Consider the following 11725-nt stretch of genomic DNA (forward strand, 5'->3'; position numbering starts at 1 on the left):
TCATAGAAACCTCCAAAACTCGATTTAATTTAAAATTTTAAAGTTAATTATAATATAATTTAATATTTCATTAACATTTTATTAATAAGTGCTTATGAGTGTCAAATAGAGCAATGTCAAAATAAAGTAAAGAAACGAAGTAATCAAGAGTATACTAAGTTTTTAAATAAATTAGAAGTAGAAATGAATATTATTGGATACTATGAAATAAAGTTAAGATATAGAGATATATTATGTAAGTTTAGCATAAATGGAGAGGATATATATGATAGATTATTTTAAAGAATTAGGTATTGAAATGGATGCATATGAGGATGAAATTAAGAATGCGTATTTCAATATGACTAAGAAGTATCCGCCAGAAAAATATCCGGATAGATACAGGGTTATAAGGGATGCTTATGAAACTTTAATAGATAATTCAAAAAGGGACGAGTATATATTAGAAATTTTTGATACAAGATTTAAGGAAATTTTAAATGCGGGATTAGATTTAGCTAAGAGTGAGAAATATGATTTAGCAATCGCTAACTTTGAAAAAGTATTAGAAAAATATCCTGAAAATATTAAGGTGAAAAAGGACTTGGCATTATGTCTTATGAGAGAAAAAGATTATAAAAGAAGTTCTAAAGTTCTAAAGGAATTAGTTTTAAGAGAACCTAACAATATTGAATATTATAAGCTTTTAATGACATCATATTTAGAAGGTAATGAAGTGAAAAAATTAGAAAATGTATTAATAAAGGGAATAAGATTAAAGAATGCCGAGGTAGATTTTTATCTAAAACTTTTCGATATTTATACAGATAGTGAATATAGGGATTATTTAAAGGCTATAGATATTTTAAAAGATGGAATAGGAAATAAAAATATAAACTCTCAAAGATATAAGTTATACCTAAAATTAATTGATATATCAGATAAATTAGATTGTAAAAATGATTTTACAGAAACTTGTTCTTTAATTTCTCAATTAAATTTGAGTAATGATAATTATGAAGATGTGAAGGTTAAGATAACAGAGTTATGCTATAGAATACTAAAAGAATTTCATTTTAAAAATGGTATTAAATTAACTACAACAGCATTAACTTTAATAGATGAAAATAAAGATGAAATTGTACTAAATGAAATAATATCCCTTAGAAGATTATTCATAGAGCTATATGAACTTGAGTATGATGAAACAATAGAGAATGATTTTAAAAGGCCATTATATTATAGCGTTATAAATAAATTTTTAGGTGATGATATTGAAATTAGGGAAGGATTTAAAAAAGTTTATAGCAACTTTTTAGTTAGCATTGACCACGATAAAGTAAATTTATTAGATTCCATAACAAATTTAAAGAAAAATCATAAAGAGATTTATGGAATAACTAAGGGATTTTGTAATGACATTTTGAGTGTATACAGTAAAGCTAAAAAGATGGAAAGTAGGACAGAAAGTATTAAGGGAAAAGATTTTGGTAGGAGAGAAGAGAGTAAGGTTAAATCTCTAATTAAAAAAGTTTTAAAGGGAATAGTAGATAAATAGTTTAGGGGGGCCTTATGTGAATTATGAAGAAGAGTTAATGAGAATTTGTCAAAGAAAAGAACAGAGAGAGGTATTTGTAGAGAATAAAGGAATTAGAGAAATAAAGAATTCTATAAAGAAGTTAGCTATACAGAATGAAAATATTAATCAAGATTATATGGATGAGATTTATAAGATATCTTTGGGATTAGAAAGTATAAATAATTATATAAAAGAAAAGACAGATGAAGATGAAAAGAGAAATAAAAGAATTAGTAGAGAATTAGAAATAAGAGAGAAACGGTTTGTAAAAAGTATAATAAGTATTTTAGATAATATAAAATACATCTATGATTTTAGCTTAAAGTCTAATAATGAAGTGTTAAATGAAGCTATGCTTAGACTATTTAACATAGTAAAGAAGACAATTATTAATGTTGACATACTTATTATTGATGGGAAGGAAAACTTTTTTGATGAAAACTTACATGAATGTGTAGGAACTATTTGGGATAAAGATCGCCAAGATTATGAAATAACAGAAGTTTTAAAATTAGGATACATATATAAAGGTAAGGTCGAGAGAGAGGCTCAAGTAGTAGTAGTTAAAAATAAGGAGGATATGAAATGGGAAGAATAATAGGTATTGATTTAGGGACAACTACTTCAGAAATAGCTTATGTTAAGGATGGAAAGCCATGTATTATAAGGAATATAGAAGAAGGAGACGAACATGTGATTCCATCTGTGGTATCAATTGATGGTGATGAAATTAAGGTTGGAAAGAAAGCTAAAAACCAACTTTTATTAAAACCGGAATTCACAGTTTCAGAGGTAAAAAGGATTATGGGAACTGATGAAATCATAAAAATTCAAGATAAAGAATATAAACCAGAAGAGATTTCTGCATTTGTTCTTAAAAAGTTAAAAGAGGTTGCTGAATATTTCTTAGGAGAAGAAGTTGAGGAAGCAGTTATAACTGTACCGGCTAACTTTAATGATATTCAAAGAAAAGCAACTAAAAATGCAGGTGAAATAGCAGGATTTAAAGTAGAAAGAATAATAAATGAGCCAACAGCAGCAGCTATGGCTTATGGAGTGGAGAATATAAATAAGAATGGTAACATTTTAGTTTATGACTTTGGTGGAGGAACTTTTGATGTTACTATTTTAGAAATGTTTGATGGAGTTTTGGACGTTAAAGTTAGTAGAGGAAATAACTATTTAGGTGGAAAAGATATAGATAATAAAATAATAGATTATGTTGTAAGTGAATTTGAAAAATCAACTGGATTTAAGCTTGATTCTTCAGATAGTAGAACTTTAGCTAGACTTAAGGAAGGTGTTGAAGAAGCTAAGAAAGCTTTATCAAGTTCAAAAATGGCGGAGATAGTTCTGCCTTATATAGGTGCTGATAAGGATAATAATCCTATAAATCTAGAGATGGTTTTAACTAGAGAAGAGTTTGAAAGCAATGTTAAAGAAATTATAGATTCAACAGAAGATATAGTAAATGAAGCATTGGAGGATGCTAAGATTTTAGATGATGAAATAGATGTAGTTTTATTAGTTGGAGGATCTAGTAGAATTCCTTATGTAAGAAATATGCTTGAGAAGAGATTTAAGGGTAAGATTGCTAGAGGAGTAAATCCTGATGAAGCTGTAGCTTTGGGTGCAGCAGTTCAAGCAGCTATAAAAAATGATATTCCTGTAGGAGAAACAGGAGCGATTATTGTAACTGATACTTGTAACTATACTTTGGGGGTAGCTCTTAAGGGAGGAATTTTTGATCCTATTATAGATAGAGACTCAAAGTTACCTTCTAATGTAACTAAAAGATATTGTACAGTAACTGATAATCAAACAGAGGTTTTAGTTAGTGTATATGAAGGTGAAAGTAGGTATGTAGGTGATAATACTTTAATAGATGAGTTCATACTATCTGGAATCCCAAGAGCTGAGCTGGGAAAAGAAAAAATTGATATAACATTTGCTTATGATTTAAATGGAATATTAAATGTTTCAGCAGAGATATTATCTACTGGTGAAGAGGTTTCTAAGATAATGTCTACAAAGGGATTATCTAAAGAAGAAGTGAAAGAATTAAAAGAAGTAATTTCTAAAAATGATAATAAAGGGAATCTTGTTCCGTGGAAGGAAGCTAATTTATTTAGATTAGTTGAGCCAAACTTTAGATTAGCAGAAAGAAAAATACCAATGCTACCTAGTGCAGATAGAGAGAAATTACAAGAAATTATGAGTGATATGAAAGAGGCAATTGTTGAAAATGATAAGATGGCATTGATGAAGTTAGATGAGGAATTAACAGATTTTTTATTTGATTTTGTTAACTAGTATGGAGATTATTTATATGAATAGTAAAGATGACAACTTTAGTTTTTTATATGAAAAAGCATTAGAGTTAATATCAAAAAGAAGATTGCAAGAAGGTAAATTGATTTTAGATAGGCTATATAGTTTAGGGAATATAAATAAAGGCATACTCAATATATTAGGTATTTTAAGCTATTTGTATTGTAATTTTGAAAGTGCTAAAAATTATTGGAGTGAAAGTTTAGAATTAGATGATTATGAAAATGAAGCAGCTAAATTTTTAGATGATATGGATAGTAAAGAGTTTAATGTTTTAGAAAATAGCTATTATGAAAGTATAAAACTTATAGAGGATAAAAATTATAAAGAAGCAATAAAGGTTTTAGAGAGTATTGAGGAAAAAAGAAGTGGATTAGTTGAAGTAAAAGAAATGCTTTCTCTTTTGTATATGATAGAAAATAAGAGTTATATGGCCTTGGATAAAATAAAGATAGCAACTAAGATTGATAAATCTAATGAAAAGTTAAATTTAATATATGAAAATATAGAGTCAACTATAAATAAAAATAGTGATTTCAATGATAATAGCGATGAAATTATAGAGCGGTTCACTGTATCTGAAGTTATATTGAATCTAATAATGATATTAAATTATAAAATAAATGATATTTATGAAGATGAATATAAAGCTGGGAATGAAGAAATTTCCAGGTTGAATCAATTGTTAGAAAAAAAAGAAGAGGAAGTATTAAGATTAAAGTTAGAAAATGAAGAGGCACTAGCTATTATTGAGGAAGTTAGATTTAGAAATGAAAGTGCATATACAGAGGAATTAGATACTGAATAACATGTTAAGTAGATATGTGTAGAAGTAATTAACTAGCATATCTACTTATTTTTATATATTAATAAAATAAGTAATATTAATGTTGATTTTGTAGGAAGATTATTTAAAATCAATATAATATTTAGATATTATATAGAAATAACAAAAAAGTTAACATAGTATTTCTACAATTGTAAAAATGTGTTTAGAGATTTTATATACAATATTATTTATAAGGGGAGGGTGCGTATGAATAAAGGAAAAGTTATAAAAATAACCTGCTTAACTATATTTTTCTTGATGTTAGGGGGCGTAGGATTAGGTATGTGGAGTATATCTAATTTTATAGGTAAGATGGAAAAAGTGGAATTAGATGAATCTAGGTTAGATGCAAATGAGGAAGTTACAAAAAATATAGTTAATATAGCACTACTAGGTATAGATAATGAGGGAGGCAAAGGCAGATCTGATTCTATTATGATACTTACGATAGATGAGCTCAACAAGAAGCTTAAATTAACATCAATTATGAGGGATTCATATGTAGAAATTCCTGGTAAGGAAGGAAAGGATAAAATAAATCATGCTTATGCATTTGGTGGAGCAGAACTTACTATAAAAACATTAAATAATAATTTTGGACTTAATATAAAAGATTTTATGGCTGTAAAAATGGAGTCACTTCCAACTATAATAGATAAATTAGGTGGAGTTGATATTAACATAGCTGAAGATGAAGTTGGAATGATAGATGGAGTTGACTCCGTTGGGGTATATACTTTAAATGGAGAGCAAGCATTAGCGTATGCAAGAATAAGATACACAGATGGTGGTGATGCTAGAAGAACTTCTAGACATAGAAACATATTAAACTCTATATTTGAAAAATTAAAATTAACACCATTAGAAGAGTATCCAGATTTAATAAGCGAATTTTTACCTTACGTACAGAGTAGTTTAGATACATCTGAAGTTTTATCTTTAGGAGCTAAGTTTGCTACACTAATACCAAATGGATTAGAGCAAGAAAGATTTCCAAGAGATAAGGATATAAAAAATATTGAGGTTGATGGAATTTATTATTTAGATTTTGATAATGAAATAGTTAGAAATGAAATTAAAGGATATATATTTGATGATAAATTAGAGAAATAAGGATTTCTTAATAGAAATCCTTATTTTTTAACAAATTATAAATAAAAGTATACTTAAAAATGCAAGTGATATATTAATTGCATTCATGTTATGGTAAAATATTCATGTGAACTTTGTAAAATTTAGTTAACTAAGGGTGAATATAATGAATGTACTAATATTAGAAGGACATGGATATATAGAGAAAAAACTAGCTAACAAATTAATTGGAGAGGGAAATAATGTGCATGTTTTAGGAAAAATATGTGATAGAGATTTAAATGTTCATGATATCAAAATAGGGGATAATAGATTTGAAGAATTAATGGAAAAAGAAAAATTTGATATTATAATAGATGTCTCTAAAATCAGTAGTGATAAAAAAGCGTTTGATATAAGTGTAAAAGAAATAGAAAATTTGTTTGAATTATCAAAGAAGTATAGTGTTAAGAAAATGATTTTGCTATCAACAACTGATGTTTATATTGAGGGAAAAGAAATTAATGAGAAAAGTAGAATTATTCCCAAAACTGCATATGGCATAAGTATGTTAGCTTATGAGGAGTATTATAATATTTATAAGAATATTTATGAGGCTGACTTAGGAATATTAAGGATATCGAATATATATGGATCAAATTTAAAGAATAGTGATGAGTATATAAGGACTATAATTGAAAAATTTTTAAAAAACGAGAATTTGAATGAAGAACTTCTTAGAAGTTGCAAAGATTACATATGTGTTAATGATGTTGTTAATGGAGTTTACAAATCAGTTTTTAAAGAAGGAAGCTTTATATACAATTTGTCTTATGGAAGAAGCTATACAGGAAATGATATTTTAGAAATACTTAAACTTATAATATTTAAAGAAAAATATTCTAGAATAGAGAAAGAATATGGGGAAAGTATAAGTAATAAATTGGCTAAGAAAGAGTTAGGTTGGTCTCCTACTATGAATTTTGAAGAGGGAATTTATCTTTTTATAAATGATTTAAAGAATAAAGAAGCAGGAAATAAACAAAATAGAAATTTTATTATTTTCTTAATTATTGATTTACTTATATTTTTAGTTATATATTTTGGAAGTAGTATAATAAACAATGAATATGAAATACATATATTAAATTTAATAATGTTTTCTTTAGTTTTAGTAGCATCTATACTAGGATTAAAAGAAGGGATTGTTACAGGTGTGTTATCGTCAGTTATATTAGTTTCAAATGCTGTTGCTGAATTTAATATTAATGGAAAATCAAATACTATATGTTTAGATGGTGTAATAGTAAATGTATCAATATATATTATTACAAGTTTATTGATAGGAAGTATAATTGATAAGAATAAAAGAGAGTTTAAAAGATTAGAAAAGAAATATAATAATTTATATGATAAATTAAATTTTGTATATAGGCTTTATAAGGATGAATAAAGCTATTTAAGTTTGTGAAGTTTTGGAGGAAAGAGATGATAGATATACATTCACACATAATACCCAATATAGATGATGGTTCAAAAAATATAGATATTACTTTAGCTATGTTAAAAAGAGCCAATGAATCTGGAACAAAAAAGATTATGGCAACACCACACTTTTTTAAAGGATATTGGGCTGAAAAATATGAGGTGGTTAAAGCTAAAGTTGAAGAAATAAACGAATTGGCAAAGAAACATAATTTAGATATTGAAGTATTTGCAGGACAAGAGGTTTTCTTTAATAAATACTTACTAGATGATTATCTTAATGGTGATATTGGCACTTTAAATGGGACAAGATATATGCTCATAGAATTTCCTATGGATAAAATAAATTTTTCTAGAGCAATAGATGTTTTATATGAGCTTAAAATTAGAAAAATAGTACCAGTCATAGCACACCCAGAAAGATATATAGATTTTATAAATAATCCTGAGAAGGTTAATGAATTTATAGATGAAGGATATTTATTTCAGTTAAATAGCGGTAGTATAACGGGTCTTTTTGGCAAAGATGTTCAAAAAACAGCAGAAATATTTTTAGAAAACAATTTATATAGTTTTTTAGGTTCTGATGCACATGGCGAAGGAAATAGAAACACTGATTTAAGTGAGGCATGTTCAAAAATAAATCAACTAAGTAGAGGTATGAGCAAAGAATTTGAGTATAACGGCTTAGCTTTACTTAATAATGAAGAAGTTAATTTTAGAGGTGCTCATGTTAAAAAGAAAAAGAAAGGGTTATTTTCTTTCTTAAAAAGATAATTTATATGATAGAAATATAAAGAATATATATAATAAGTAATGGATTATATTAAGGCCAACCTTAAATGTAGGAGGCTAAGTATAGTCCATTTTTTAGGTGGATAAAATGAATAATAAGTTAATTAAATTAATTAAAAATGAATTAATTTAACAGAATTTTTAATAAAGTGCTGTTTATTATGTAAAAAATTGCTATAATGATATAAAGAGTAGTGTTAACGTTTGCAATAAAGGGGAGGGGGAAATATAAAATTAGTGTTAGTAGCTAACGTATATACTGTTTGGGTTAAATTATAGTTTAAAAGGTATAAAATACTGTAGGGGTGACATTATGAGAAATTTAAAAAATTTAATAGCGGGTATTACTTTAGTATCGTTAATGAGCTTTTCATTAACAGCTTGTGGAGAGAAAGTAGCAGAGAGTGCTTCTTCAAGTGTAAATACAAATGTAGAACAAAAGGAAAAGGGAAAATCAGAATACGGTTTAGAAAAGCTAAATTGGGATACTGATAATTATAATGCTTTAGTAAATGTTATAAAGGAGTATGGAAAAGATAGTAAAAACTATGATGAAAAACAGAAACCTTATGCTGTTTTTGATTGGGATAATACAACTATAATGAATGATGTTGAGGAGGCATTACTTACTTATCAATTAATGAATTTAGAATTTAAAATGACACCAGAGGAATTAAATGTTGTTATGAAGACTAATATTCCAAAAGATAACTTTGTTAAAGAGTGTAATAACAAGGAGGACAAGGCTGTAAATATAGATATGATTACAGAGGATATAACTAATGATTATACATACCTATATGAAAATTATGAAGGTTTCAAAGGGGACAAGTCATTAGAAGAAATAAAGAAGACTAAAGAATATGATGATTTTAAGGCAAAGTTAAGATATCTTTATGGAGCAATAGGAAAATCATTTAGTTCAGATGTTAGTTATCCTTGGGTTACATATTTATTCAATGGCATGACTTCAGAAGAAGTTGCTAAACTTACTGAAAAGTCTAATGATTATTGGCTAAATGAGAAGTTAGGAGAAGAAACTTGGACTAGTAGTGAAGAAATACCAGGAAAGGCAGGTGTTGTTTCCGTTACTTTTGATACAGGAATAAGAACTGTCAAAGAGCAACAAAATTTATATAAGACTTTAGTTAAAAATGGTATAGATGTTTACATATGCTCAGCATCTTATATTGATGTTGTTAGAGAGTTTGCAACAAATCCTAAGTATGGATATGAATTACCTGCTAAAAATGTATATGCAATGGAACTTTTAAAAACAGATGATGGTAAGATAAAAGCTGAACTTAATCCAGAATATTATCAAACCCAAGGAAAAGGCAAAACAGAAACTATTAAAAAGTTTTTAGTGCCAAATCATGGACATGGTCCAGTTATTGTTGGAGGAGATAGTAGTGGTGATTTTTATATGTTATCAGATTTTGAAGATACAAAGGTTAGTTTAATTATTAATAGATGTAAGGATGGAAAAATAGGAGAACTTTGTACAATAGCTATTGATACCATGGGAAAACCAGATCAAAGATATTTTTTACAAGGAAGAAATAATAATACTGGAGAGTTTATTCCAAGTGAAAAAACAATATTATTAGGAGAAACAGCAGAAAAGCTTAAGTAATCTATGAATTAGTGGGAGGTGTATTAAAATTTATCTTATACACCTCCCTTACTAATTATAAATAAATTAAAGTTTAAATTTTAGTATTTATTTTTGAGTGGATCTAAGTTGCTAGTATCCTCCATAAGCATTGAAAATTGGCTTTTTTTAATCCAACCGTTACAGTTGATTTTAGATTCGGTATTTAATAAAGAGTAATACCAAATTTCATTGTTTAATTCTGCTTCATCAATTATTTTAACTTGTGATTTTTCCTTAAGGCGATTAATTGCAATTGATTCTTCAGATGGAGCTAAAAAAATAGATGTATAAGGAAGGACAATTCCGTAAGTGAATTCGGGTTTATTATAATTTATAATTAAGTTTTTTTTGTTTACATCATTAGATTTTTTATAAGTTGTATTTTTATATTTTGAAAGTTGATTGTTTAAGGTTAAAATTTGTCTCTTATATTCATTAACTTTAATATTACATTGATATAATATAAATGCAGTAGCACCTAAAGCTGTAAGAACTATTAGAAGAGTAAAAATAACAGCAACCATGTGAACTCCTTTAAAAAAGTATTTGTTATAATATATTTAAAAAAGAGATGATTAATTACATAATTAATCATCTCTTTTTATATAATAATTTTATTTTTTTATACATAATGAAAATATACTTTGTTTTATGTTTATTAATTAAAATGAAAATTAATACTATATAAAACAACAGTTGATTTTATATTTTATATTACACTAAATTAATAATTAAAGTAACTATGTTTAATACAAACAAAATAAATGTTGGTATTATAGTAGCTGATATTCTTAATTCATCTCTAAATTTATTGTATGCAGTAATTAATCCAATAACTACAGGTGTGAAAAACACAAATAATAACTTAGGAATATGATTAGCTAATTCTCCATTTGTACCAATTTGTAAAGCTATTTTACTAGGTAAGTTTTTAAATAAAATAAGGTTTATAGCCAAGCATATAAATAATAATGCTATATTTATTTTTAGTGTGTTTTTCTCGCTTAAAATTTTTGGTGTAACCATAGTAAAACTCAACCCCTTAACCAATTTAGATATTTTAAAGTAAGTATATATTAAACAATTGATTTAAAGTTGCTTTTCACAAAAAATTAATAGGAATAGAATAATTTATTTAACAACTTCACTTAAAACTTTTCCTATGGAATCATTTATAACTAAGTTAGCTTTAGAGTCAGCAGAAGTAGAACTTTTATTTATTAAAACTAAGTTTTTACCTTTAAAATAGTTTATAAGTCCTGCAGCAGGATATACAACTAATGAAGTTCCACCAATTATAAGGGTATCTGCTTTAGAAATGGCATCAACAGCACCTCTAATAACATTATTATCTAAGGCTTCTTCATATAAGACAACATCAGGTTTTACTGTTCCTCCACATTTAGGGCAAGTAGGAATTCCTTTAGATTCCAATATGAATTTTTCATCATAGAAAGCATGACATTTTGTACAATAGTTTCTAAGAACTGATCCATGAAGTTCAAAAACATTTTTACTTCCTGCCATTTGGTGAAGTCCATCTATATTTTGAGTTATAACCGCCTTTAATTTACCCAGTTCTTCAAGTTTAGCTAAGGCTATATGTGCAGCATTTGGTTTAGCCTCAGGATAAATAAGTTTAGCTTTATAGAAGTTAAAAAACTCTTCGGGATATCTTTCAAAAAAGCTATGAGAAACTAATTGCTCTGGAGTAAAAGTTATATTAAGTTTTTCGTTAAATAATCCATTTGCACTTCTAAAGTCGGGTATGCCAGATTCTGTAGAAAATTAATTATAAACCCTATAAAATATAGTTAGAAAGATTAATTTTTTAAGATTAAAAGTAAAATGTTTAATAACGTGTACAAGCTATTAATACAGTTAATAAGTGCTTTTATCATTAGAATATTAATTAAGAGAATTACATATTATTTAAGAAATGGTAATTAGATAATTAGCTAACAAATTATTGCATATATAAGTAAAAAATACTATAATA

General features: G+C 26.6%; 10 protein-coding genes and 1 pseudogene. 8 read left to right on the forward strand and 3 right to left on the reverse strand.

All coding sequences use genetic code 11. The annotated features are described in order from the left end of the window. Positions 1 to 265 precede the first annotated feature (265 nt). The 8 genes from ACQZHJ_RS01700 to ACQZHJ_RS01735 all read left to right on the forward strand — a co-directional run bounded on the left by ACQZHJ_RS01700 (position 266) and on the right by ACQZHJ_RS01735 (position 9705). Positions 266 to 1537: a J domain-containing protein gene (locus ACQZHJ_RS01700; RefSeq protein ID WP_430483822.1), complete on the forward strand. Its 1272-nt coding sequence runs from the start codon at positions 266 to 268 to the stop codon at positions 1535 to 1537. Between the two features lie 16 nt (positions 1538 to 1553). Next, positions 1554 to 2156, forward strand: a complete 603-nt coding sequence (gene grpE / locus ACQZHJ_RS01705) for a nucleotide exchange factor GrpE (RefSeq protein WP_430483823.1) — start codon at positions 1554 to 1556, stop codon at positions 2154 to 2156. Further along, positions 2144 to 3871, forward strand: coding sequence for an Hsp70 family protein (locus ACQZHJ_RS01710; protein ID WP_430483824.1), 1728 nt, complete (start codon positions 2144 to 2146; stop codon positions 3869 to 3871). Before grpE ends, ACQZHJ_RS01710 begins: the two co-directional genes overlap by 13 nt. A 16-nt stretch (positions 3872 to 3887) precedes the next feature. Then, positions 3888 to 4697, forward strand: a complete 810-nt coding sequence (locus tag ACQZHJ_RS01715; protein WP_430483825.1) for a hypothetical protein — start codon at positions 3888 to 3890, stop codon at positions 4695 to 4697. Positions 4698 to 4925: 228 nt separating this feature from the next. Beyond that, on the forward strand, positions 4926 to 5831 hold the full coding sequence (locus ACQZHJ_RS01720; protein ID WP_430483826.1) for an LCP family protein: 906 nt from the start codon (positions 4926 to 4928) through the stop codon (positions 5829 to 5831). A gap of 145 nt (positions 5832 to 5976) precedes the next feature. Then, the gene (locus ACQZHJ_RS01725) at positions 5977 to 7242 is read left to right on the forward strand and encodes an NAD-dependent epimerase/dehydratase family protein (RefSeq protein WP_430483827.1); all 1266 of its coding nucleotides are present in this window, start codon (positions 5977 to 5979) and stop codon (positions 7240 to 7242) included. A gap of 35 nt (positions 7243 to 7277) precedes the next feature. Beyond that, positions 7278 to 8051, forward strand: a complete 774-nt coding sequence (locus ACQZHJ_RS01730) for a tyrosine-protein phosphatase (RefSeq protein WP_430483828.1) — start codon at positions 7278 to 7280, stop codon at positions 8049 to 8051. 331 nt (positions 8052 to 8382) lie between these two features. Next, complete coding sequence (locus ACQZHJ_RS01735; RefSeq protein ID WP_430483829.1) at positions 8383 to 9705, forward strand: haloacid dehalogenase-like hydrolase; 1323 nt, start codon at positions 8383 to 8385, stop codon at positions 9703 to 9705. 80 nt (positions 9706 to 9785) lie between these two features. Here the strand turns inward: ACQZHJ_RS01735 and ACQZHJ_RS01740 are convergent, their stop codons facing one another. The 3 genes and pseudogenes from ACQZHJ_RS01740 to ACQZHJ_RS01750 all read right to left on the reverse strand — a co-directional run. Continuing rightward, positions 9786 to 10250, reverse strand: a complete 465-nt coding sequence (locus tag ACQZHJ_RS01740; RefSeq protein WP_430483830.1) for a hypothetical protein — start codon at positions 10248 to 10250, stop codon at positions 9786 to 9788. Between the two features lie 190 nt (positions 10251 to 10440). Beyond that, positions 10441 to 10752: a DUF1648 domain-containing protein gene (locus ACQZHJ_RS01745; protein ID WP_430483831.1), complete on the reverse strand. Its 312-nt coding sequence runs from the start codon at positions 10750 to 10752 to the stop codon at positions 10441 to 10443. 105 nt (positions 10753 to 10857) lie between these two features. Beyond that, positions 10858 to 11511: pseudogene (locus tag ACQZHJ_RS01750) on the reverse strand (NAD-dependent protein deacylase); the annotation flags it as partial. Positions 11512 to 11725: the final 214 nt, after the last annotated feature.

The organism is Clostridium sp. B9 (assembly GCF_050509515.1).
Lineage (GTDB): Bacteria > Bacillota > Clostridia > Clostridiales > Clostridiaceae > Sarcina.

Excerpts from the sequence above, each read along its gene's own strand:
- ACQZHJ_RS01715 (WP_430483825.1), top strand. The coding sequence starts at position 3,888 with ATGAATAGTAAAGATGACAACTTTAGTTTTTTATATGAAAAAGCATTA.
- ACQZHJ_RS01710 (WP_430483824.1), top strand. The coding sequence starts at position 2,144 with ATGGGAAGAATAATAGGTATTGATTTAGGGACAACTACTTCAGAAATA.
- ACQZHJ_RS01730 (WP_430483828.1), top strand. The coding sequence starts at position 7,278 with ATGATAGATATACATTCACACATAATACCCAATATAGATGATGGTTCA.
- ACQZHJ_RS01725 (WP_430483827.1), top strand. The coding sequence starts at position 5,977 with ATGAATGTACTAATATTAGAAGGACATGGATATATAGAGAAAAAACTA.
- ACQZHJ_RS01745 (WP_430483831.1), bottom strand. The coding sequence starts at position 10,752 with ATGGTTACACCAAAAATTTTAAGCGAGAAAAACACACTAAAAATAAAT.
- ACQZHJ_RS01700 (WP_430483822.1), top strand. The coding sequence starts at position 266 with ATGATAGATTATTTTAAAGAATTAGGTATTGAAATGGATGCATATGAG.
- ACQZHJ_RS01720 (WP_430483826.1), top strand. The coding sequence starts at position 4,926 with ATGAATAAAGGAAAAGTTATAAAAATAACCTGCTTAACTATATTTTTC.
- ACQZHJ_RS01740 (WP_430483830.1), bottom strand. The coding sequence starts at position 10,250 with ATGGTTGCTGTTATTTTTACTCTTCTAATAGTTCTTACAGCTTTAGGT.
- ACQZHJ_RS01735 (WP_430483829.1), top strand. The coding sequence starts at position 8,383 with ATGAGAAATTTAAAAAATTTAATAGCGGGTATTACTTTAGTATCGTTA.